The organism is Dactylosporangium sp. CS-047395 (assembly GCF_050942185.1).
GTDB lineage: Bacteria > Actinomycetota > Actinomycetes > Mycobacteriales > Micromonosporaceae > Dactylosporangium.
The window spans coordinates 7,186,332-7,208,202 of sequence record NZ_CP192015.1 but is presented as its reverse complement, the minus strand read 5'-3'; the positions used below and the strand labels follow the sequence as shown (position 1 = coordinate 7,208,202).

General features: G+C 72.1%; 22 protein-coding genes and 1 pseudogene. 12 read left to right on the top strand and 11 right to left on the bottom strand.

The window, feature by feature from the left end:
• Nucleotides 1–3: 3 nt before the first annotated feature.
• Nucleotides 4–333: a winged helix-turn-helix transcriptional regulator gene (locus ACQP00_RS33985; RefSeq protein ID WP_433203355.1), complete on the bottom strand. Its 330-nt coding sequence runs from the start codon at nucleotides 331–333 to the stop codon at nucleotides 4–6.
• A gap of 67 nt (nucleotides 334–400) precedes the next feature.
• Between ACQP00_RS33985 and ACQP00_RS33980 the strand changes: the two genes are divergently transcribed.
• Both ACQP00_RS33980 and ACQP00_RS33975 read left to right on the top strand, forming a co-directional pair.
• Entirely contained in the window at nucleotides 401–880 is a 480-nt protein-coding gene (locus tag ACQP00_RS33980) for a group II truncated hemoglobin (protein WP_433203352.1), read from the top strand.
• Between the two features lie 40 nt (nucleotides 881–920).
• A complete protein-coding gene (locus tag ACQP00_RS33975) occupies nucleotides 921–1,118 on the top strand; it encodes a hypothetical protein (protein ID WP_433203349.1) in 198 nt (65 codons plus the stop codon).
• Nucleotides 1,119–1,503: 385 nt separating this feature from the next.
• On the opposite strand, the pseudogene ACQP00_RS33970 reads toward ACQP00_RS33975, so the two are convergent.
• Nucleotides 1,504–2,682, bottom strand: a pseudogene (locus ACQP00_RS33970) (MFS transporter); the annotation flags it as partial.
• A gap of 30 nt (nucleotides 2,683–2,712) precedes the next feature.
• On the opposite strand from ACQP00_RS33970, the gene ACQP00_RS33965 reads away from it, so the two are divergent.
• Nucleotides 2,713–3,582 carry a winged helix-turn-helix transcriptional regulator gene (locus ACQP00_RS33965; protein ID WP_433203346.1) on the top strand — a complete coding sequence of 290 codons (870 nt, stop codon included), beginning with the start codon at nucleotides 2,713–2,715 and terminating at the stop codon, nucleotides 3,580–3,582.
• Here ACQP00_RS33965 and ACQP00_RS33960 read toward each other — a convergent pair.
• Nucleotides 3,543–4,277: a phosphotransferase enzyme family protein gene (locus ACQP00_RS33960; RefSeq protein ID WP_433203343.1), complete on the bottom strand. Its 735-nt coding sequence runs from the start codon at nucleotides 4,275–4,277 to the stop codon at nucleotides 3,543–3,545. The two genes, ACQP00_RS33965 and ACQP00_RS33960, sit on opposite strands and share 40 nt — an antisense overlap.
• Nucleotides 4,278–4,402: 125 nt before the next feature.
• On the opposite strand from ACQP00_RS33960, the gene ACQP00_RS33955 reads away from it, so the two are divergent.
• Both ACQP00_RS33955 and ACQP00_RS33950 read left to right on the top strand, forming a co-directional pair.
• On the top strand, nucleotides 4,403–5,314 hold the full coding sequence (locus tag ACQP00_RS33955; RefSeq protein ID WP_433203340.1) for a GNAT family N-acetyltransferase: 912 nt from the start codon (nucleotides 4,403–4,405) through the stop codon (nucleotides 5,312–5,314).
• 58 nt (nucleotides 5,315–5,372) lie between these two features.
• Nucleotides 5,373–5,921 carry a hypothetical protein gene (locus ACQP00_RS33950; protein WP_433203337.1) on the top strand — a complete coding sequence of 183 codons (549 nt, stop codon included), beginning with the start codon at nucleotides 5,373–5,375 and terminating at the stop codon, nucleotides 5,919–5,921.
• Here ACQP00_RS33950 and ACQP00_RS33945 read toward each other — a convergent pair.
• Nucleotides 5,908–6,807 carry a UbiA prenyltransferase family protein gene (locus ACQP00_RS33945; protein ID WP_433203334.1) on the bottom strand — a complete coding sequence of 300 codons (900 nt, stop codon included), beginning with the start codon at nucleotides 6,805–6,807 and terminating at the stop codon, nucleotides 5,908–5,910. The two genes, ACQP00_RS33950 and ACQP00_RS33945, sit on opposite strands and share 14 nt — an antisense overlap.
• A gap of 37 nt (nucleotides 6,808–6,844) precedes the next feature.
• Here ACQP00_RS33945 and ACQP00_RS33940 point away from each other — a divergent pair, with 37 nt between their 5' ends.
• Both ACQP00_RS33940 and ACQP00_RS33935 read left to right on the top strand, forming a co-directional pair.
• A complete protein-coding gene (locus tag ACQP00_RS33940) occupies nucleotides 6,845–7,513 on the top strand; it encodes a proline racemase family protein (protein WP_433203331.1) in 669 nt (222 codons plus the stop codon).
• Nucleotides 7,510–8,352 carry an ornithine cyclodeaminase family protein gene (locus ACQP00_RS33935; protein ID WP_433203328.1) on the top strand — a complete coding sequence of 281 codons (843 nt, stop codon included), beginning with the start codon at nucleotides 7,510–7,512 and terminating at the stop codon, nucleotides 8,350–8,352. The genes ACQP00_RS33940 and ACQP00_RS33935 overlap by 4 nt, the downstream gene beginning before the upstream one ends.
• On the opposite strand, the gene lysS is transcribed toward ACQP00_RS33935, so the two are convergent.
• Nucleotides 8,314–9,969: a lysine--tRNA ligase gene (gene lysS / locus ACQP00_RS33930; protein ID WP_433203325.1), complete on the bottom strand. Its 1,656-nt coding sequence runs from the start codon at nucleotides 9,967–9,969 to the stop codon at nucleotides 8,314–8,316. The genes ACQP00_RS33935 and lysS overlap by 39 nt on opposite strands.
• Before the next feature lie 233 nt (nucleotides 9,970–10,202).
• Here lysS and ACQP00_RS33925 point away from each other — a divergent pair, with 233 nt between their 5' ends.
• Nucleotides 10,203–11,552 carry a chitosanase gene (locus tag ACQP00_RS33925; protein ID WP_433203322.1) on the top strand — a complete coding sequence of 450 codons (1,350 nt, stop codon included), beginning with the start codon at nucleotides 10,203–10,205 and terminating at the stop codon, nucleotides 11,550–11,552.
• A 1-nt stretch (nucleotide 11,553) separates the two neighbouring features.
• Here ACQP00_RS33925 and ACQP00_RS33920 read toward each other — a convergent pair whose 3' ends face one another.
• Nucleotides 11,554–13,800, bottom strand: coding sequence for a putative bifunctional diguanylate cyclase/phosphodiesterase (locus ACQP00_RS33920; RefSeq protein WP_433203319.1), 2,247 nt, complete (start codon nucleotides 13,798–13,800; stop codon nucleotides 11,554–11,556).
• Nucleotides 13,801–13,898: 98 nt separating this feature from the next.
• On the opposite strand from ACQP00_RS33920, the gene ACQP00_RS33915 reads away from it, so the two are divergent.
• Complete coding sequence (locus tag ACQP00_RS33915; RefSeq protein WP_433203316.1) at nucleotides 13,899–15,122, top strand: D-alanyl-D-alanine carboxypeptidase family protein; 1,224 nt, start codon at nucleotides 13,899–13,901, stop codon at nucleotides 15,120–15,122.
• On the opposite strand, the gene ACQP00_RS33910 is transcribed toward ACQP00_RS33915, so the two are convergent.
• Nucleotides 15,106–15,765: a hypothetical protein gene (locus ACQP00_RS33910; protein WP_433203313.1), complete on the bottom strand. Its 660-nt coding sequence runs from the start codon at nucleotides 15,763–15,765 to the stop codon at nucleotides 15,106–15,108. The two genes, ACQP00_RS33915 and ACQP00_RS33910, sit on opposite strands and share 17 nt — an antisense overlap.
• A 60-nt stretch (nucleotides 15,766–15,825) precedes the next feature.
• Between ACQP00_RS33910 and ACQP00_RS33905 the strand changes: the two genes are divergently transcribed.
• Nucleotides 15,826–16,305 carry a hypothetical protein gene (locus ACQP00_RS33905; protein ID WP_433203310.1) on the top strand — a complete coding sequence of 160 codons (480 nt, stop codon included), beginning with the start codon at nucleotides 15,826–15,828 and terminating at the stop codon, nucleotides 16,303–16,305.
• Here ACQP00_RS33905 and ACQP00_RS33900 read toward each other — a convergent pair.
• The gene (locus tag ACQP00_RS33900; RefSeq protein ID WP_433203307.1) at nucleotides 16,198–17,211 is read right to left on the bottom strand and encodes a helix-turn-helix transcriptional regulator; all 1,014 of its coding nucleotides are present in this window, start codon (nucleotides 17,209–17,211) and stop codon (nucleotides 16,198–16,200) included. The genes ACQP00_RS33905 and ACQP00_RS33900 overlap by 108 nt on opposite strands.
• Before the next feature lie 52 nt (nucleotides 17,212–17,263).
• On the opposite strand from ACQP00_RS33900, the gene ACQP00_RS33895 reads away from it, so the two are divergent.
• Both ACQP00_RS33895 and ACQP00_RS33890 read left to right on the top strand, forming a co-directional pair.
• Nucleotides 17,264–17,668, top strand: coding sequence for a RidA family protein (locus tag ACQP00_RS33895; RefSeq protein WP_433203304.1), 405 nt, complete (start codon nucleotides 17,264–17,266; stop codon nucleotides 17,666–17,668).
• A 19-nt stretch (nucleotides 17,669–17,687) separates the two neighbouring features.
• The gene (locus ACQP00_RS33890; protein ID WP_433203301.1) at nucleotides 17,688–18,290 is read left to right on the top strand and encodes an acetoacetate decarboxylase family protein; all 603 of its coding nucleotides are present in this window, start codon (nucleotides 17,688–17,690) and stop codon (nucleotides 18,288–18,290) included.
• Here ACQP00_RS33890 and ACQP00_RS33885 read toward each other — a convergent pair.
• Genes ACQP00_RS33885 through ACQP00_RS33875 form a run of 3 tightly spaced genes read right to left on the bottom strand, consistent with a single transcriptional unit; the run spans nucleotide 18,275 to nucleotide 21,836 of the window.
• On the bottom strand, nucleotides 18,275–19,687 hold the full coding sequence (locus ACQP00_RS33885; protein ID WP_433203298.1) for a flavin-containing monooxygenase: 1,413 nt from the start codon (nucleotides 19,685–19,687) through the stop codon (nucleotides 18,275–18,277). The genes ACQP00_RS33890 and ACQP00_RS33885 overlap by 16 nt on opposite strands.
• Entirely contained in the window at nucleotides 19,684–20,247 is a 564-nt protein-coding gene (locus ACQP00_RS33880; protein ID WP_433203295.1) for a TetR/AcrR family transcriptional regulator, read from the bottom strand. Before ACQP00_RS33880 ends, ACQP00_RS33885 begins: the two co-directional genes overlap by 4 nt.
• Nucleotides 20,244–21,836, bottom strand: a complete 1,593-nt coding sequence (locus ACQP00_RS33875) for an FAD-dependent oxidoreductase (RefSeq protein WP_433224089.1) — start codon at nucleotides 21,834–21,836, stop codon at nucleotides 20,244–20,246. Before ACQP00_RS33875 ends, ACQP00_RS33880 begins: the two co-directional genes overlap by 4 nt.
• Between the last annotated feature and the right edge of the window lie 35 nt (nucleotides 21,837–21,871).

Sequence of the window (21,871 nt, the reverse complement as noted above, 5' to 3'; positions counted from 1 at the left end):
CGCTCAGGTCGCGATGGCCGTGCCCGTCCGCTCGGCGCGGGCGGTGCCCCAGTCGTAGAGCGCCTGCAGGACGGGGGCGAGGCTGCGGCCCTCCTCGGTGAGCGCGTACTCCACGTGCGGCGGGTTCGTGCCCAGATCCTTGCGCGCGATCAGCCCGTCCGCCTCGAGTTCGCGCAGTCGCTGGGTGAGCATCTTCTCGCTGACGTCTGGCATGCGTCGGCGCAGTTCGCCGTACCGGTGCACGCCTTCCTTGAGATGCGCCAGAATCACCGGCCGCCACTTGCCGCCGATGACGTCCACGGCCAGTTCGACCGCGCAGTGGTACCGCTTCACGAGGGCCCTCCCACGCACCGGAAAGTGCGTACTTGTGCAGTGCCGGCCGGCATGATGACGTCGGTGGGTGCAACCCGACAGCGACAACGGTATTCCGACCCTCTACGCGTGGGCGGGCGGCGGGGCGGCCTTCGAGCACCTGACCGACGTCTTCTACCGCCGGGTCCTGGCCGACGACGTCCTGCGCCCGGTCTTCGCCCACATGCACGAGGACCACCCGCGCTTCGTGGCGATGTGGCTGGCCGAGGTCTTCGGCGGCCCTTCCGCCTACACCGAACAACGCGGCGGCTACCCGCACATGCTGAGCAAACACCTGGGCCGCGCGATCACCGAACCGCAGCGGCGGCGCTGGCTGGACCTCATGATGGACGCCGCCGACGAGGCCGGCCTGCCCGCGGACCCCGAGTTCCGCGCCGCGTTCGTGGGCTACCTGGAGTGGGGCACGCGGCTGGCCGTGAGCAACTCACAGCCGGACGCCGAACCGCCGCGCGCGGCGCCGGTCCCGCACTGGGGCTGGGGCGTCGCCCCGCCGTACACGCCGTCGTGATCGTGGATCGGTGGGGGGTGGCGCTGGTAGCGTCCGGGCCATGGGGCGACGGCGGCCGGTGCTCACCGCGGTGATGTACGCCGTCGTGACCGTGCTCGTGGTGCTGGGCGCGATGGCGTTCATGCGCACCTCGCTGGTCCGGGGTGACGGGCAGCAGGTGGTGGTGCGCGTCGGCGGGGCGGTGTTGCTGGTCGGGCTGGCGTGGCTGGTCGTGAAGGCGGTCCGCGGCCGGAGGTGAAGGGCGCGGTTGCCGGGCGTCGTTAGACTCGGTTCGCATGACGACTTTGACTACGATGCTGGCTCGTAGGGTTGCCGTGGCCACTGCCGCCGTGGTGATCGGGATCGGGGGGCTCGCCGCCTGTAGTACGGACAATGTTGACTGCACCACCAACGCCTGCACCGTCACGTTCGATCGGGGGGTCGACGCTGAGTCGTCGGTGCTCGGGGTTGAGGTCAAGCTTGTCGGGGTCGAGAACGGGCAGGTCAAGCTCGACGTCGGCGGGACCGTGGTCAGTGTGCCCGTCGACGGGAGTACGCAGGCCCAGGGGTTCGACATCTCCGTGCAGAAGGTTACCGACGCCGAGGTCGTCGTGCGGATTCAGACCAGCTGAGCGGATGCGCGCGCTGCTCAGCAGGGCGAGCGGGGCCAGTACCGTGGCGGCGGCGAACACCGCCAGGGCTGTGCGCGCGCCGGCGACATCCGCCAGGAAGCCGGCCAGGACGCCGCCTACCGGGATGGCGCCCCAGGAGACGAAGCGAACGGTTGCGGCGACCCTTGGCAGCAAGGACGGCGGGGTCGCCAGCTGGCGGTAGGTGCGCGTGGTGACGCTCAGGACGCACACGCCCGCCGCGAAGACGATGTTGCCCAGCGTGAAGGTGGCGTAGGAGGCATAACCGGTACCGATGGGAATGGTTGCTGCTCCTAGCACGGCCACCAGGGACGCTGCGATGAGGGCGCGGCCGTTGTTCCAGCGGGCGGCCAGCGCGGCGCCGATCAGGGAACCGGCGCCCTCGGCGGCCAGCAGGAAACCGACCAGGCCGGGCGGGGTGTGCAGGTCGCGGACCAGGTAGAGCGGGAACAGGGCCAGTTGCGCGCCGCACACGAAGTTGACGGCCGTGGCGGTCCACATGCCGGGGCCCATGATCGGGTGGCGGGCCACGAAGCGCCAGCCCTCGGCGATCATGCGGCGCATCGGGGGCCAGGACTCCGGCGCGGGGGTGCGGCGCGGCGGCAGGGTTCGGGTGAGTACCGCTGAGACCAGGTAGCTCGCGGCGTCGGCGAACAGGGTGACCACGGGGCCCAGCGACTGTACGAGCAGGCCGCCGGCGGACGGGCCGCCGAGCTGGACGACCGCGTCGGTGGCCGAGTTGAGCGAGTTGCGGGCCTGGAGCTGCTCGCGGGGGACGATCGCGGGCAGGAACGTCGCGGTGGCCACGCCGAACACGACCGTGGCCAGGCTCACGAGCAGCGCGACGACGATGAGCTGCGCGATGGTGAGCAGGTCGAGGTACCACGCGATCGGGATGGACACGACGGCCGCCGCGCGCACCACGTCCATGACGATCTGCGTTTCGCGCAGGGGCAGGCGTTGCACGAGCACGCCGGCGGGCATGCCGATGAGCAGCCACGCCGCGTAGCCGGCGGCCGCGACCAGGCCCATCTCGACCGGGCTCGCATCGAGCACGGTCAGGGCCGTCAGCGGCAGCGCGACCGCACTGATCGCGGAGCCGGCCGAGCTGGCCGCGAACGCCGACCACCAGCGCCAGAACATCTCGCACCCCCGATCGCTATTGCGAGTCAGTTCCAGATTGGAACTCACTATAATGCATGGGTGCGCCACGAAGAACTGGCCGATGCGGACTGCGGGATCGCGCAGGCGCTCGGCGTCATGGGCGACTGGTGGACGTTTCTGATCGTCCGCGACATCGCCGGTGGCACCACGCGCTTCGACGCGCTCACGCGCACCCTCGGGGTCAGCCGGCGGGCCCTGACCGAACGCCTCGGGATGCTGGTCGAGCAGGGGGTTTTGGAGCGGCGGCCGTACTCGCAGCATCCACCCCGGCACGACTACGTCCTCACGGCGAAGGGCGAGGGCCTGCTGCCCGTGCTCGTCGCGCTGCAGGACTGGGGCTCGCGGCACGTCATGGGCGACGGCTCGCTCGACGCCATCGGCACGGCGGCCGAGGCCAGGCGGGTCCACGCGCTCGAGGGCCGCGCTGTGCCGGGGATGCAGAACCAGGACTGGACGATTTTGTACTGTTTCCCCGGCGCTTTCGCACCAGGCGCCGGAGGCTACCCGGAGGGCTGGGGCGACATTCCGGGCGCCGGAGGGTGCACGCTCGAATCGCTCACCTATGCCCAGCGCGAGCCGGCGTTCCGCGCCCTCGGGGCACGCATCCGCGGGGTGAGCACCCAACGGCCCGACCAGCTGCGCGCGTTCGCGGAGCATGCGCGGCTGCCGTTTCCGCTGCTGTCGGATCAGGACACGCGGCTGGCGGGGACGTTGCGGCTGCCCACGTTCCGGGTCGCCGGTACGGACCGGTTCAAGCGCCTGACCCTGCTGCTCGATCCGGGCGGGGTGGTGCGGGCGGTGCAGTTTCCGATCACCGATCCGGCGGGCTCGGTTGACGCGATGCTCGACCTGATGCGGGCGGGGCCGCGTCAGACCGCCCGCACCTCGGCGAGCCGCTTCTTGGAGTAGTCGTCGTCCCAGCAGACGGCGGCCTCCCACGCGGCCGAGGCCTGCGATGCCACGTCGTACGCGCCGTCGTCGAGGCCGGCGGCGTTGTCCGGCAGCACCAGGTCCAGTTCGGGCGCGTCGACGTGCGACTCGTCCCAGTCGATCAGGCCGACCCGGTCCGCGGTCACCCGGACGTTGCCGAGGTTGTTCGCGTCGCCGTGCACGACACAGGTCGGCCGCCCGGCGAGGCGCGCCCAGGCGGCCCGGCACCGCGCGACCCCCTCCTGCGGCATCGCGCGCAGGTCGACCCGGGTCCCGGTATCGGCGTGCAGGAGCTCGGCCGACGATCGCCAGCCGGGGCGCTGCGGCCAGTCCCGCGTGAGGCGGTGCACCTCGCGCAGCGCGGCGGCCGCGCGGCGCCAGTCGTCCTTCGTTTCGGGCGGCCCACCCTCCACATAGGACATCACCACGAGACCGTCGGCGAAGCGGCGGCCGTCGGTCGTCGGGATCGGCACCGGCACGGTCAGTCCCGCGCGGTCGAGGTACACGAGCAGCTCGGTCTCCCAGGCGAGGTCCGCGTCGCTCCTGGTGCCGAGGCGGGCGACGCGCAGCCGGCCGTCGACGCGCACGCTCCACACGTCGTTGGCCACGCCGCCGGAGAGCCGCTCGACGCGCTCGACGGCTTCGCCCCACTGCGCGAGTGCTTCCCAACCCATCGCCGGATTCTACGTTGCGCGCGGCTCGACGAACCGATATGAACATCGGCGGCGACGGGTGATCGCCAGAAAGGAGGCGCCGGCCATGTCCGCAGTCCGTGCTCTTCGCTTTGGAGTAGACACACATGCACGTCACCTACCGCCCGCTTGCCGGGGCTGAGGAACTCCCGCTTTTCCTGCACCTTCCGTACGAACTGAACGATGAGGTCGCCGACGACCTCGTGCGCGGCAACCGGCGCCCCGAGTGGCTCTGGATCGCCGAGCGCGACGGCGAGGTGGTCGCCCGCGCCGGGTGGTGGGCCAGACCCGGGGCGACCGAGCCGTACCTCATGGACTTCCTCGACTTCGCGCCCGGGGCCGACGGCACCGCGCGGGCGCTGGTCCGGGCCGCCCTCGATGTGCTTGTCCCGCAAGGGAAGACGCCGCCGGAGTACCTGCGGTTCGTGCCGCCGGACTGGCACGCCGATCCGGCCGCCATATACCAGCGGATGGCCGTGCTGGAGGGGCTCGGCGCCCGGTTGCTCGTCGAGCGGCTGCGGCTCGAGTGGCGGCCGGGCACGCCGATCGCGCCGGATGACGGGCGGCTGGTGTTCCGGAGCTTCGACGGTACCGACGAAGCCTTGGATCTGATGACCCGGACCGTCGTGGGCACCTTGGACGCACACAATCGCGCCGACCTGGAGCGGATGACCGAGCGCGCGGTCGCCGAGGAGCACCTGCACGGGGAGCTCGCCCGCTATCCCAGCCCGCAGGAGTGGTGGCGGGTCGCGACGCTGCCCGGCGGCGAGCCGGTCGGCTTCGTGTTCCCGGCGCGCAACGACTACGGGCCGATCATCGCGTACATCGGGGTGCTGCCCGAACATCGCGGCCACGGCTTCATCGACGCCATCCTCGCGGAGGGGACGCGTACGCTGGCGGCCCACGACATCCCGCGCATCCGGGCGAGCACCGACGTCGGCAACGCGCCGATGGCCAGAGCGTTCGCGCGGGGCGGGTACGTCGACTACCAACGCCAGATCGACATGACCTGGGAGTAACGTGCGGATCCGACCGTCCCGCCCGCGGCACCGCCGACCTCTGACGGTCGCCGCGAGCGTGAGCGCGGTCCTGCTGTTGTGCACCGGCGTGTCGGTCGGGACTCCGGTCCGGACCGGCGCGCTGGTCGCCGCGCTGGCGTTGGCGGTGCTGCCGGTGGTGGTGGTCGCGGTGCTCATGTCGCTCAACGTGCGCAACGTCGCGGTGTCCCGTTCGGCCGACGGTACGGTCGAGTCGGTGGCCTGGACCGGCCGGCGCACGATCGTGCACCGCCCGGACTCGGTGCGCGTGCACGCGTTGCAGGGCCGCACGCGCAACGGCGAACCGCAGGTGATGAGCAACCTGCTCGTGATCGCGGCCCGCGACGAGCCGACGCCGATCGTTCTGGTGCCGCAGTGGTGGCCGAAGGCGGAGCTGGATCGGCTGACGACTGCCATGCGGGTGCCCGTGCAGTACGCGGATCCCGAGACGCCGGGGCAGTTCGCGGCGCGCTACCCGGGTGCGCGGCTGCCGTGGACGTTGCGGTTCGGGCTGTGGTTTCCGCTGGTGATCGTGCTGGTCGTGACGGGCGCGCTGATCGGGTGGATCGCGCTGCTCAATGCGCTGTGACGGCGGGGAGCGCGCCGATGTAGGCCAGGGCGAAGCCGAGGGTCGGCACCCCGAACAGGAGCGACAGCAGGGCCAGCCGGAAGATCGACGGGCGCCACGTCAGAGCGGCGTACGCGGCGACCAGGACCGGCGCCATGAACAGCTGCGGCACCAATGTTGAGCGTGGCACCAGCACGTCCAGCCAGGCGCAGCCGATCGAGAAGCTGAGCGCGCACGCCCACAGCAGGACCCCGCACCAGAAGGCGAAGCGGCGGCCGTACCGGACCGCGAACGTCGTGTAGCCCGCGCCGGCGTCCGCGGTCAGGTCGGTCACCGTGGTCGGGATGTACAAGGCGGCCGCGAACAGGAAGCCGATCAGCGCGAACTGCCACGGGAAGCCCCACGGTGCGCGCGACGCGGCCCAGCCCGCGGCCGGGGAGACGACGCCGACGACCAGGGCGTTCACCGCCACGTCCCAGCCGGGGCGGGTTTTCAGGCGCAGGGGCGGCACGCTGTACGCCCACCCGAGCACCAGCACCCCCGCCACCCCGATGACGAACAGGGGGCCGACGAACCAGGCGGTCGCGAGACTCAGCACGGCCAGCAGGCGGTACCAGAGACGCAGGCGCGGAACGGAAACCCTTCCCGTGACGAGCGGGGCATCGGCCTTGCGCGGGTTCAGGCGGTCGCTCGGCAGGTCGTGCAGGTCGTTCTGGGCCAGCACGGCGCCCCAGATGAGCGGGCCGAGGACCAGCAGGGCGAGCAGCGCGCGGAAGCGCTCGGCCGGCAGCCAGGTGTGCGAGGCGAGCACGGTGCCGAGGTACGCGGGCACCCAGGAGACCGGCCAGAACCACGGTCTCGACACGGCGATGAGCGAAACGGCCGGACGATCCAGGACCCCCGTCATGGGCACTAGGATTCACCGGGTGAGCTGTGGTGATGCTGTGAGGACGGTCGATTTCCACACGGGTGGGGAGCCGTTCCGGATCGTGCCCGAGCCGCCGGTGGAGCTGCGTGGGGCGACCGTGGCCGAGCGGCGGGTGTTCGCCATGGGGGATCCGGGCGCCGACGGGCTGCGGCGGCTGTTGTGTTTCGAGCCGCGCGGGCACGCCGACATGTACGGCGGGTTCATCACGCCGCCGGACGCGGCCAGTGTCGGGCTGCGGATCGTGCCCGAGCACCACCAGGAGCTGATCGCGCTCGGGCGGGAGATCAAGTGGGCGCTCGACGCCGACCCCGTCGCGCGGCATCCGACAGACGAAAGACTGAGCGGTGTGTACGGCACGATCCTCTACGAGCACCTCGGCACCACCGACGACGGCGCCCTGCACCAGCGCAACGTGACGATTTTCGCGGACGGGGAGCTGGACCGCTCGCCGTGCGGGTCCGGCACCGCTGCGCGGGTCGCCACGCTGACCGCATCGGCCGAGCTGGCGTCGGGGCAGACCCTGGTGCACGACTCGATCGTCGGCTCGCGGTTCACCGCCGTGGCCACCGCCGGGCCGGACGGGACGGTCGTGCCGGTCATCAGCGGCATGGCGTACCCGACCGGCGAGCACACGTTCATCGTCGATCCCGGCGATCCGCTCACGCCGGGCTTCGTGCTGCGGTGACGGTTCCGTACTACGACGCGGCCGCCATCGAGCGCCTGCTCCCGCCGCGGCGGGCCGTCGAGGCGATCGAGGACGCCCTGCGCGGCGGGCTCGACCCGGCGGCCGGGGTGGCTCGCACGTCGATGGCGTTGCCGGCGGGGGAGATGCTGCTCATGCCGGCCGCCTCTCCGACGCACGCCGGCGTGAAGGTGGTGACCGTCGCCGAGCGGGGCAGCCCGCGGGTCAACGCGGTGTACGTGCTGTTCGACGGGGGCACCCTGCGCCCGGCCGCGCTGTTCGACGGGGCCGCGCTCACCGCGCTGCGCACCCCGGCCGTGTCGGTCGCCGCGGTACGGCCGTTTCTCAAGCCCCGCCTCGACGTCGTCATCTTCGGGGCCGGTCCGCAGGGCCGCGGCCACCGCGCTGCCCTCGCCGCCGTCGCGGAACTCGGCACCGTCGACGTCGCCCGGCGGGGCACCGGCGTGCCGGCGTCGATCGCGACCGCCGACGTGATCGTGTGCGCGACGACGGCCCGGGAGCCGCTGTTCGACTCGGCCCGCGTCAAGGACGACGCCGTGGTGATCGCGATCGGCTCCCACGAACCGGACGCGCGCGAGGTGGACAGTGCGCTCTGCCACCGCGCCACCGTGATCGTCGAGGACGTCGCCACCGCCATGCGGGAGTGCGGCGACGTGATCCTGGCCGGCCTGACGGCGGACGAACTGGTCCCGATGAGCCGTCCGCGCCGGACCAAGGACGGCCCCGTGCTGTTCAAGGGGTCGGGGATGGCGTGGCAGGACCTCGTCGTGGCCGAGGCGGTGCTACGCGCCGACCAGGGTGCGCACCCGGTCGGCGCCTAGCGAGAGCAGCAGCGTCGGCAGCCGGGGACCGGACTCGCGGGAGACCAGCAGCCGGTACAGCAGCGAGAAGAACTCCCGCTGCGCCACCTTCAGCTCCGGCGTCGGCTTGGTGTCCAGGGGCAGGCCGAGGCGGATCTTCGGCACGCCGTACACCAGGCTGGTGAGGCCCTCCAGGGACCACTGCTCGTCGAGGCGGGAGGCCAGCAGGGCGAGCGCCGCCCGCTGCTCGTCGTCGAGGGAGGCGAGCAGCTCCGCGTCGGGTTCGCCGCGGACGTGCGTGCGCGACTCGTCGGGGACGTAGGTGGTCACCCAGCGCACCGCGCAGTCCAGCCGCGGCCGGGCGTCGTCGAGCAGGACGATCGGGTTGTCCGGGTCGATGTCGGTGAGGATGCGCAGCATCTGGTCCGGGTCGCCGACGGTGATGTCGGCGACCGAGGCGAGCATCCGGTACGGCAGCGGGCGCGGCGTCACCGGCAGTGGTCCGGCGGCGGTGCCGATCGCGCGGTGGTAGGCGGCGGCGTCGGCCGGCGGCGCGGTGCCCTCGCCGACCTTGCGGCCCAGCGTGTCCCACTCGTCGTAGATGCGCTGGATCTCGTCGTCGAACGCGACCTTGAACGCCTGGTTGGGCCGGCGGCGGCTGTACAGCCAGCGCAGCAGCGGCGCCTCCATGATCTGCAGGGCGTCGGCCGGGGTCGGCACCCCGCCCCGCGAGCTGCTCATCTTGGCCTGGCCGGCGATGGCGACGAACGCGTACATCGGGCCGATCGGCGGCTTGGCGTGGAAGATCTCGGCGACGAGCTGCGAGCCGACGACGTAGGACGAGCCGGGGGAGGTGTGGTCGACGCCGGACGGCTCGAACTGCACGCCCTCGTAGGCCCAGCGCATCGGCCAGTCGACCTTCCACACCAGCTTGCCGTTGCGGTGCTCGTTGAGCAGCACGGTGGCGCCGTGGCCGTAGGAGCAGGTGTAGGTCAGCTCGGTCGTGTCGTCGTCGTAGGCGGTGACGGTGGTGGTGTCGCGGTTGCAGACCGAGCAGTACGGCCGGTACGGGTAGTAGCCGGTCGCGCCCTCGCCGTCCTCGTCGTTCTCCTCGGCGGCGATCTTCGTCCGGTACTTGCCGAGCACCCCGTCGATGTGCGTCCGTTCGCGCATCGCGAGCAGGATCTGCTCGGTGTAGGCGCCGGAGCGGTACATCTCGGTCTGGCTGATGCCGCGGTACTGCACGCCGAGCTGCTCCAGCGACGCCGCCATGGCCGCCTTGAAGTGCTCGCCCCAGCTGCCGTACGGGCTGCCGGCGGGCGCGGGGACGGCGGTCAGCGGCCGGCCGATGTGCTCGGCCCAGGACTCGTCGACGCCCTCGATGCCGGCCGGAACCTTGCGGAAGCGGTCGTAGTCGTCCCACGACAGGATGTGCTCGACGTCGTGCCCGCGGCGGCGGATCTCGTCGGCGACCAGGTGCGGGGTCATCACCTCGCGCAGGTTGCCGAGGTGGATCGGGCCGGACGGGCTCAGGCCCGACGCGCAGACGATGGGCTTGCCGGGGGCGCGGTCCTCGGCGGCCGCGATGACCTCGTCGGCGAAGCGGGCTACCCAGTCGTCAGCGATACCGTGCGTCACCCCGATATTCTGCCGGACTCCGCCAAGCCGTTTTCAGTCGGCCCCCGGGATCTCACTATACGGAGAAAACGGGTGAAATATGGTCGAGAGGTGCATTCAACGCGCCGGTTCGCCCTTCGTGCGGCGAGCCATAACGTGAAATGAAATCAAGTTTAGGAAGATTGACATCGAGGCGCTCCGATCGAACGATCTGGCAGGCAGGTTGCCTATCAGACTTCGTACGGAGGCATCTCGTGAAGCACCCCCTCAGGCTGGCCGGCCTGGGCGCCGCGGCACTGCTCGCCGCCGGCACCGTGACGACCGTGGTCGTCATGCAGGGCGCCGACGCGGCCACCGAGACCCTGCTCTCGCAGGGCCGGCCGGCCGCCTCGTCGTCGGTGGAGTCCTCGTCGCTCGGCGCCACCCTCGCCTTCGACGGCAACACCGGCACGCGGTGGGCCAGCGCGGAAGGGTCCGACCCGCAGTGGGTCCGCGTCGACCTCGGCGCCACCCGCCGGATCACCCACGTGAACCTGCTCTGGGAGGCGGCCTACGGCAAGGCCTACCGGATCGAGACGTCGGCCGACGGCGACGCGTGGACCACCATCTACAGCACGACCAGCGGCAACGGCGGCACCGACGACCTCACCGGACTCAACGGGACCGGGCGCTACGTGCGGCTCTTCGGCACCGCGCGCGGAACACAGTGGGGCTATTCGCTGTTCGAGTTCAAGGTGTACGGCAGCGGCACCGAGAGCACGCCCAGCGCTACTCCTTCAGGCACGGGCGGTACCACACCCTCGGCTTCTGCTTCTGCCTCGCCGTCGGTGTCACCCTCGCGCAGTGCGACCAGCAGCCCGACGCCCACGAAGAGTCCCACCTCGGCGCCGGGCAAGGACCTCACCGACCCGCGCAAGAAGGACATCGCGATGCAGCTGGTGTCCTCGGCCGAGAACTCCTCGCTGGACTGGAAGGCGCAGTACAAGTACATCGAGGACATCGGCGACGGGCGCGGCTACACCGCCGGGATCATCGGCTTCTGCTCCGGCACCGGCGACATGCTCGAGCTCGTCGAGCTCTACAGCCAGCGGGTCCCCGGCAACGTGCTGGCCAAGTACCTGCCGGCGCTGCGCAGCGTGAACAACAGTGACTCGCACGCCGGACTGGACCCGAACTTCACCCGCGACTGGAAGACGGCCGCCGCGGACTCCGCCTTCCAGCAGGCGCAGAACGACGAGCGGGACCGGGTGTACTTCAACCCGTCCGTCAACCAGGCCAAGGCCGACGGGCTGCGGGCCCTGGGCCAGTTCATCTACTACGACGCGATCGTCATGCACGGCCCCGGCAACAGTCCGGTCAGCTTCGGCGGCATCCGCAAGGCGGCCATGGCCAAGGCCAAGACCCCGGCCCAGGGCGGCGACGAGGCGACCTACCTCAACGCCTTCCTCGACGCCCGGGTCGCGGCGATGAAGACCGAGGAGGCGCACAGCGACACCAGCCGGGTCGACACCGCCCAGCGGGTGTTCCTCAACAACCGCAACTTCGACCTGAACCCGCCGCTGTCCTGGAAGGTGTACGGCGACTCGTTCAGCATCGCCGCCTAGTTCAGCTCGCGTTCTCCGTCACCCGGGCGTCGCCGAGGATCTCCGAGATGGAGGCGGCGGCGCCCGGGCGGGCGAAGAGGTAGCCCTGGCCGAACTCGCAGCCGAGGTCCTGCAGGGTCGACCACTGCTCGGCGGTCTCGATGCCCTCGGCGACCGTCTGCAGCTGCAGCGCCCGGCCCAGCTGCACGACCGCCTCGGCCAGGGTGGCGTCGCCGCCCTGCTCGGCGTTGATGCCGTCGACGAACGAGCGGTCGATCTTGAGGATGTCGACCGGGAAGCGCTTGAGGTAGGACAGCGAGGAGTAGCCGGTGCCGAAGTCGTCGATGGCCAGCCGCACGCCGAGGGCCTTGAGCCGGCCCAGGGTCTCGATCGTCGTGTCGGTGTCCTGCATGAGCAGCGACTCGGTGATCTCCAGGACGATCTGGTGCGGGTCGACGCCGGTCTCGGCCAGGATGCCGGCCACCTCCTCGACCAGGCCCTCGTGCTGGAACTGCCGGGCCGAGAGGTTCACGTTGACCCGGATCGCGGCCGCCGCCGGGAACTCGGCGCGCCAGGTGGCCAGCTGCTCGCAGGCCTGGCGCAGCACCCACCGGCCGAGCGGCACGATGAGCCCGGTCGACTCGGCCAGCGGGATGAACGTCATCGGGCCGAGCAGCCCGCGCACCGGGTGCTGCCAGCGCACCAGCGCCTCGACGCCGATGAGCCGCGAGGTCGGCAGGTCCACGATCGGCTGGTAGTGCACCACGAACTCGTCGCGGGCCAGGGCGTGCTCGAGCTCGGCGCGGTCCTCGGCCTCGCGCAGGATGCCCGCGTACATGGCCGGGTCGAACAGCGCGTACCGGTCGCGGCCGGCCCCCTTGGCCGCGTACATCGCCAGGTCGGCGTTGCGCAGCAGCTCGCCCGGGTCCGGCCCGTCGTCGCCGTCGCCGGCCTTGGCCGTGGCCACGCCGATCGAGGCCGAGCAGACCACGTCGCGGTTGCCCAGCCGCAGCGGACGGCGGATCGCGGCGAGGAGCCGCTCGGCGAGGTCCATGGCCTCGACCTCGGAGACGTCCTCGACCAGGATCGCGAACTCGTCGCCGCCCAGCCGGGCCAGCGTGTCGGCCGCCCGCAGCTGCTGGTGCAGGCGCAGCGCGGTGGTGGCGATGAGCTGGTCGCCGGCGGTGTGCCCGAGGCTGTCGTTGACCAGCTTGAAGTCGTCCAGGTCGACCAGCAGCAGGGTGATCCGCCCGCCGCAGCGGCGGTTGCGGGCGATGGCGTGCTCGATGCGGTCGCGGAACAGGGCCCGGTTCGGCATGCCGGTCAGCGCGTCGGCGAACGCCTGGCGGGTCAGCTCCTCCTCGAGCTCCTTGCGGTGGGTGATGTCACGGATGCTGATGACGGCCGCGTAGAGGGGCGCCTCGCTGGTGCGGTTGGTCCCGATGACCTCGACCCAGATCCAGGCCCCGTCGGCCCGGCGCAGCCGCGACTCGGCCCGCGCGGTGTAGCCGGCGCCGCCGTCGATGACCGCCTGCCACCACTTGGTCGAGGTGGCCAGGTAGTCGGGGTGGGTGATGTCCATGAGCAGCTCACTGGTCATGAACGCGGCGTCGTAGCCGGTCACGGTGCGCACCGACGGGCTCGCGTACGTCACGCCGCCGTCGCGGATCGCCAGTACCGCATCCGAGGACGCCTCCAGCAGCGCCTCGACCTTGCCCTCGGCGCGGCGGCGGGCCCGGTCCATCCGCCGCCGGTTGCTCGCGGTCTGGGCGCAGAACCAGGTGACGCCGGTCATCAGCGCGACGGTCAGCGCGGCCAGGGTGCCGCCGACGGGGTGGTTGCGGCTGATCACGAGCGCGGTGTACCCGATGATGCTCAGCGCCCCGAACGTGATCACCGAGCGGGTGGCGGCCAGCGCCGCGGTCGACGCGAGAATGATCATTACGCCGGCCGGGAAGATGGTCAGCGCCTCGGTGTCGTAGGCGCAGAAGGCCAGCAGGAGCACGAGGTTGGCCATCCACCACCAGAACAGCGCGCGGGGCATCCAGGGGGCGTTGACGTACCGCCGCCACGGCAGCATCGCCAGCCCGGCCTGACCCGCGCCGGCCAGCGTGATGCCGCTCACGACGAGGGGGCCGCCGTGCCACTCCAGCCGCACGCGGACCGCGCCGATGAGGATGACCCCAACGGCGACCCAGGAGCCCAGCCTGACCTGGCGGGCCCGATAGTCGATCTCGTGCTGCTCGATCGCGCTCTCCGGCATGGTCATGACTTCGGTGCGCCGCCCCGGTTCCTGAGTGCGGTTCCGGTGCAGTCTCGTGATCGGTCTGTACAACGAGACGCCTTCGGGTTTTATAGGCTCTGGCGATGGGACTCTGGCGCCTTGGCGTCGCCGCGCTGGCCGTGTCGCTGACCGCCGGGCCGATGCCGGTGCTGGAAGCGTCGGCGGCCGCCGTCGTGCCGTGCCCGTACGCGTCGATCCCGAGCATCCCGCCCACGCCGCCGTCGCCGGAGCGGGACCCGGCCGCGCCCGTCGTCGGCGGTCCCGGCATGGCCACCACCGGCCTGGCGGTCCCGGCCGGGGCGACCACCCCGCCGACCACCGCGGCCATCTCCTGGGTCGTCGCCGACCTGGACACCGGCGAGGTGCTCGGCGCGTGCAACCCGCACCTGCGCCGCCGCCCGGCCAGCGTGCAGAAGCTGCTGCTGGCCGCGACGGTCCTGCCCAAGCTCGACCCGAACCAGATCGTCGAGGCCACCCCGGCCGACCTGGATCTGCCGGGCGACTCGTCGCTGGTCGGCATGATCGTCGGGGGGAAGTACCCGGTCTCCACCCTGTGGTACGGCCTGCTGCTGCAGTCCGGCAACGACACCGCGAACGCCCTGGCCCGGGTCGGCGGCGGCGACGGCGGGGTGCCGGCCACGATCGCCGCGATGAACGCCGAGGCGCACCGGCTCGGCGCCGACGACACCCACGCCGTCACGCCGTCGGGGCTGGACGCCCCGGACCAGTTCACCAGCGCCTACGACCTGGCCCTCATCGCGCGGGAGAACCTGGATCGGCCGGCTTTCCTGCAGTACGACCAGATGCTCACCTTCCAGTGGCCCGCCCAGCCGCCGAAGGACCCGAAGGGCTTCCAGATCCAGAACGAGAACAAGCTGCTGACGGAGTACCCCGGCGCGATCGGTGGCAAGACCGGCTTCACCGACGAGGCCCGCCACACGTACGTCGGCGCGGCCAAGCACGGCGACCGCCGGCTGGTGGTGACCATCATGGGCGCCGAGATCGCCCCGGTCCGCGCCTGGAAACAGAGCACGACGCTGCTCGACTGGGGCTTCGCGCAGCCGAAGGGCACGTCGGCCGGCCACCTGGTGACGCCCGAGGAGGCGGCGAAGCTGCACGCCCCGCCGCCGTCGGCCCCGCCGAGCGCGCTCGCGGCCGCCGCGGGCACGGCGGGCGCGCAGGGCCCGGCCGCGCCCGCCCGGACCCTGTCCCTCACCGTCGTGCTGCTGGCCGCGCTGGTGGTGCTGTGCACGGCGGGCACCGTGGTGATGCTCCGCCGCGCCCGCCGGATCAAGGTCGATCAATGATCCCGGTGACCGCCTGACCGCACGCCGACTGCGCGTCCCGCATGTGCCCGTCGAGGCTCGCGGTGAGGGCCACGGCGTGCTGGGCCCGGTCGGCGACGGGGGTGGTGGTGTCCTGCCGCACGGCGATCAGCCCGTCGACGTCGTCGGCGATCCCGAGCAGGGCCGCCCTGAGCGTGGGGTTGAACCCGAGACTCCGCGCGAACCGGCGGTTGTGCGCGTCCTGCTCGAGTTGCTCGGCCGCGGCCGCGGGGTCGACCGGGGTGCCGGCGGTGAGCACGGCGGTCCACTCCTCGACGGTGACGGCCTGCTTGCGGGTCATGCCGCCGGGTGCGGTGTGGGTGCCGCTGAGGTCCTGGGTGGCGGTGCCGATCTGGCTGCAGGCCTGGTCCTTCTGCTTGCCCTCGTCGAACCAGGCCTTGACGATGCCGTACCCGGCCAGGATCGCGACCGCGGTGGCGACGAGGGCCGCGTACTTGCCGACCTTGCGCAGGACGCGGGGCTTCTCGGGCTTCTCCGTTGGAAAAAATTGGACCGCCTGGGGTGGCGGTACCGGTGGGTACTCGTTCTGGGGCTGCTCCGGCGCGTCGAGGTCGACGTAGGTGGCGTACGGGTTCGAGGAGCGGCCGGTGGGGGCGGACGTCATGGGCCCTAGCTCGACCGGTTCGGGGCAGACCTGAGTGTTCCGCCGCCCTACGATCGCCGGATGAGTGTCTTCGGTAAGGGTGATGACTGGAAGCCGCCGCAGCGCCCCGACTGTGCCTGCCGGGAGCATGAGGAGGACGTGCTCGGGCTGGTCATTCCCAACGCGGACTGGGACGCGGACCCGACGTTCGCGGAGTTGTTGGGCACCGGGTCGCTGGGAGTGTCGGCGATCGATGCGAGTGAGCGGTTCATGACGGTGCTCGACGGGCCTTCGCTCGGGCCGTTCCACTGGGTGATGTGGGCCGCTGACGAGATCTACGGGTGTTATGAGGACGATGCCGTGGTTTCCGTTGATCGGGCGCTCGCCGAGCAGGCGGGGGTGGAGCTCGTCGAGTGGTACGACCGGGAGGAATTTCGGATCGGGGCGGCCGGGCTATGCCGGAGCGGGATGCTCGCCGTCGTGGCCCGGGCTCTGCAGGACCCGCGGATCCGCGTAGCGGGCGGCGATGGCGGCGGCGCGGTCGTGCAGGACGGCGCGTAGCCAGGGCGGGGACAGGACCTCGGCGCTCGCGGCGAGCTGCCACAGCGTCCACTCGGCGTGCCGGGCGTCCTGGAAGGTGACCTCCAGTCGCAGGCGGCCGTCGGCGTCCGGTGCCTCGGACAGGATGGCCAGGGCGGTGCCGGCCAGCATGGCGCGGCGGGCCGGGTGCAGGAGGAGCGTGACGGCCACCTGGTCGCCGCCGGTGCGGAAGCTGGCGCTCCGCTCGCGCCAGATCCGGTCCAGGTCGACGTCGGCCGGGCGCTCGGCGGGCTCGTCCAGGACCTCGGCGGCCAGGATGCGGGCGAGCCGGTACGTGCGGTCGGCGCCGTCCCGGATCGCCAGCAGGTAGGCCTGTTCGCGGACCGTGACCAGGCCGATCGGGTCGACGGTGCGCCAGCGCGGGGTTTGGCGCGCCGCCTCGTACCGGATGCGCAGTTTCTTTCCCGCGAGCACCCCGCGGCGCACCTCGGACGCGACCGTGTCGGCGATCTTCTCGGGCACCAGCCGCCGCGCGAGCAGGTCGGTCTCCGGGTCGATGAGCAGGCGCTGGACGGCGGCGTCGGAGCGGTGGCCCGCGGGCAGCGCGTCGATGACCTTGCGCATGGCGGAGGCGAGGGCCGCGCCGAGGCCGAACGCCTGGGCGCCGCGGCGGGAGCCGGCCACCAGCAGCGCGAGGGCCTCGTCGTGGTTGAGGCCGGTGAGCTCGGTGTGGAACCCGGGCAGCAGCGCGAACCCGCCGTGCCGGCCGCGCTCGGCGTACACCGGGACGCCGGCCGCCGACAGCGCCTCGATGTCGCGCAGCACGGTGCGCGTCGACACCTCGAGCTCGCGGGCCAGGGCGGTCGCGGACAGGCGGCCGTGGCGGCGCAGCAACAGGACGAGCGAGACCAGCCGGTCGGCGCGCATGGTCCGCAATATACGACAGGAGGTGTCGTGATTCGCTGCGAGGCTTGCTGCCATGACGATGCAACGAACACCGGTCAACCCGTGGGCGTGGTCGGCGCAGTTCGGGTACCACCAGGCCGAACTGGTGACCGGCGCGACGCGGACCCTGTTCTGCGCGGGGCAGACCGCGATGAGCCCTGACGGCGAGCCCCAGCACCCCGGCGACATGGCGGCCCAGATCACGCTGAGCCTGGACAACCTGGAGGCGGTGCTGGCCGGGGCCGGGATGTCACTGGCGAATCTCGTGCGCCTCAAGGTGTACACCACCGACGTCGACCTGCTGCTCCAGCACTACGGGGCGCTGGGCCCGCGACTGGCCGCGGCCGGCGCGGCCCCGCCCTCGACGCTGCTCGGGGTGGTCCGGCTGGCGGTTCCGGAGCTGCTGGTCGAACTGGAGGGCACCGCCGTGGCCTCCTGACGGGGCGTACAGTGCCGCCATGGGGTATCCGCCGGAGCCGTGGTCGTTGCGGGGGCGGATGGTGGTCTCGGTGTGGATGCTGCCGCTCGCGCTCGTGCCCGCGGTGCCGGCGGAGCTGCACTCGGCGGTCCGGGTGGTGCGGCTGGGGTCGAGGGCCCTGATCGGGACCGCCTGGGTGGATTATCGGCCGGGCGGGGACCTCAGCTACCGGGAACTGCTCGCCGCAGTCCTCATGCGGGCCGGGCTGCGACCCCGGGTCACGATCACGCACATCTGGGTGGACAGTCCGGCCTCGCGGGACGGCGGCCGGGAACTGTGGGGCATCCCCAAGGAGCTGGCTTCGTTGGAGCTGACCGCCGCGCCGGGCATCGCGCGGGCGGACGTCGCCAGTGCGCGGCCGCTGGTGCGGGTGCCGATCGGGTTCAGGTGTACGCAGGAGTTGCACGGTGCGGCCAAGACGACGGCCGTTCGGGCCACCGCGCGGTGCGGGCCGGCCCGGGTGCGGTGGGACATCGACGGGGACGGGCCGCTGGCCTTTCTGCGGGGGCGGCGGCCGTTCCTGTCGCTCGTCGCCGATGACTTCCGGATGCGGTTCGGGGGCTCGCGTCAGGCCGGTTCGTAGTCGGCCGGGGACAGGCGGGCGGTGCGGGCGGCGTACTCGGAGGCCATGCCCGGCCAGTTCGTCACCACGCGGCCGGATTCCGTGCGGTACCAGTTGTGGCAGCCGGCCCAGACGCTCGTCGCGAGCCGGCGCTGCATCTCCGCGTCGAAGGCGTCCGCGACCTCCGCGCGGACTCGCATCGGGCCGGTGGCGGTGATCGCCTGGACGGCTTGGACGATGTAGCGCGCCTGCGCCTCCAGGAAGTACACGACGGAGGTGTTGCCGGTGTTCGTGTTCGGGCCGTACATGAGGAACAGGTTGGGGAAGCCCGGCACGGCGATGCCCAGGTGCGCGTACGCGCCGTCGCGCCACTCGTCCGCCAGGCGCCGACCCTCACATCCGGTGACGGACATGGGCATCAGGAACTCGGTGGCGGCGAATCCCGTCGCGTACACCAGGACGTCGCATGGGAAGAACGCGCCGTCCGTCGTGTGTACGCCGGACGGCGTGAGGCAGGCGATGTCGGCGGTCACGAGGTCCACAGTGGACTTTCGCAGCGTCCGGTACCAGTCGCTGGTGAACAGGACCCGCTTGCAGCCCATCGCGTAGTCCGGCGTGACGCGGGACCGCAGCCGGCGGGCCTGGATGAGGCGCTGGCCGTCGGAAACGACGCGGACAAGGCGGCGCGCGATCGGGCGGCCGGTGACCGCGCGGCCCGTCACCACCGTGAGCAGCCAGGTTCCGGCGCGGGCCGCGCGCATGAACGGCGGGAACGAGCGGTTGAGGGCGCGGCGGATCCGGCCGTACCGTCGATTGGGCTTCGGCAGGGTCCAGGGCGCGCTGCGCTGGAAGACGGTGACGTGTGCGGCGACATCGGCGATCGCGGGCACGAGCTGGATGGCGCTCGCGCCGGTCCCGATGACACCGACCCGCTTGCCGGTGACGTCGACGTCCCACGCCGCGGTGTGTGTCGTATGACCGGCGAACTCGCCTGGGATCGGGGGTACCACCGGACGGGAGAGCTGGCCGGTAGCGGGGATGAGGACGTCACACTCCACTGTGGACCCGTCGGCGAGCGTCAGCCGCCATGCGGTGCCGGTCCACGCCGCGGCCTCCACGGCGGCCCCGAAGCGCAACGACGGCCGCAGGCCGAACGTGTCCACGCACCGCTGCAAGTAGGCGAGAATCTCGTCCTGCGGCGGAAACCGTTGCGACCAGTCGGGATTGAGCGCGAACGAGAACGAGTACAGCGGCGCCGGGATGTCGCACGCGCAGCCGGGGTAGGTGTTGTCGCGCCACACCCCGCCCACGTCGTCCGCCCGCTCGTAGATGGTGACGTCGGCGAAGCCGGCCTCGCGCAGCAGGTGGGCGGCGGCGATGCCGCCGAAGCCGGCGCCGATGACCGCGATCCGGGTCATTCGAGCACCTCGCCCACGAGCGTCGTCAGGGTGGTCGCGAGCACGGCGTGGGCCCGGTCGCGGTCGAGGGCGCCGCGCTCCAGCCACTCGCGGGCGGTGGCCTTGGCCAGGCCGCAGTAGGCGCGCATGACCGCGCGGTGGGTGCCGGTGTCGGGCAGGCCGAGCGCGGTCAGGATGCTCGTCGCGGCCACCTCGTCGGCCTCGGCCAGGACCCGGCGCACGTCGGGGTCGCCGGCGTCGACCGCGGCCAGCCAGGGCGTGCTGTGCCGGGACACCACGTCGAGGAACCAGGTGACGCTCGCGTCGACGCGGGTGCGCAGGTCGCCGTCCGGCAGTTGCTCGACCGCGACGGGCGGGACGGTGACGAGCCCGCGGACGGCCTCGATGTACAGGTCGCGCTTGGTGCCGAAGTAGTGGTTGATGAGCCCGCGGGCCACGCCGGCCTCGGCGGCGATGTCCGATGTGGACACGTCGGCGTAGGGGCGCCGGCCGAACAGCCGCACCGCGCACGACAGCAGCTGGGCGCGGCGCTGGTCGGGCTCCAGGCGGCGGCCCGTCACGGCCCGATCCGCCGGTACGGTGCGCCGAGCGGGGGGCGTCGGTCCGGCTCGCCGTACCGTGGCCACATCGACAGCGCCCGCTCGGCCATGGCGGTGATGGTCAGCGACGGGTTGACGCCGAGGTTGGCGGTGACCGCGGCGCCGTCGATGACGTGCAGGCCGGGGTGGCCGAAGACGCGGTGGTACGGGTCGATGACGCCGTGCTCCGGATCCGCGCCGATCGCCGCGCCGCCGATGAAGTGGCCGGTCACCGGGCGGCCGACGAGTTCCGTCACCGAGCCGAGCGGGACGCCGTCGATCTTGTCGGCGACGCGGCGGGCGACATCGTGGGCGATCGGGAGGTACACCGGATTCGGTTCTCCGACCCCGCGCCGGCTGGTCAGGCGCCGGCCGCCGAACGGGCCGCGGCGGGGGCCGACCGTGATCGAGTTGTCCTTCGGCTGCATGGCCAGCAGCACGATCGTCTGCTGCGACCAGCGGCGGGGCCAGAACAGCCGCGGCCAGTCGCGCCAGCTCGTGAGCGTCCGGCCGAGGCCGGCGAGCCAGCGCGGGGTACGGCCGGTGTCGCCCACCAGCACGGCGGCCATCAGGCCGAGGAGGTTGCTGCCGGGGCCGTACCGGACGGGTTCGATGTGCGTGTCGGCGTCCGGGTGGATCGAGGACGTGATCGCGACCCCGTCGGTGAAGTCGGCGTCGCGGCGGCGGGAGCGCGGGCCGAGGATCGACTCGGAGTTGGTCCGGCTCAGCTCGCCCAGGCGGGGCGAGAGGTTCGGCAGGTCGCCCGAGCGCTTGAGGTGGTGCAGGAGGCGCTGGGTGCCGACCGCGCCGGCGGCCAGGATCACCTCCTGCGCGACCATGGTGCGCTTGCCCTTCGTGTGCACGGTGTAACCGCCGCCGGTACGCGGGACGATGCGCGTGACCGTGGTCCGTTCGTGCACCTCGGCGCCCGCGCGTTCGGCCAGGTACAGGTAGTTCTTGACCGTCGTGTTCTTCGCCCCGACGCGGCAGCCGGTCATGCACGAGCCGCAGAACGTGCAGGTGGTGCGGGCCGGGCCGGCGCCGCCGAAGTATGGGTCGGGCACCGTCTCGCCCGGCCGCTCGCCGAACAGGACGCCGACCGGCGTGCGGCGGTAGGTGTGCGCGACGCCCATGTCGGCGGCGACCGCTCGCAGCACCTCGTCGGCGGCCGTGGTGCGCGGGTTCTCGGCCACCCCGAGCATCCGCGACGCCTCCGTGTAGTGCGGCTCGAGCTCGGCCTTCCAGTCGGTGATGCCGGCCCACTGCGGGTCCTGGAAGAACACGTCCGGCGGCTTGTACAGCGTGTTCGCGTACCCCAGCGATCCGCCCCCGACACCCGCGCCGGAGAGGACCAGCACGTCCGGGAGCAGCGTCATGCGCAGGATGCCGTGGCAGCCGATGCTCGGCGCGAACAAGTAGTCGCGCAGCCGCCAGCTCGTCTTCGCGAAGTCCTCGTCGGCGAACCGGCGCCCGGCCTCCAGCACGGCGACGCGGTAGCCCTTCTCGGTGAGCCGGAGCGCGCTGACGCTGCCGCCGAACCCGGAGCCGACCACGATGACGTCGTAGTGCATGGCGGTCACGGTGCCCCCTTGTTGTCAGGCTGTCA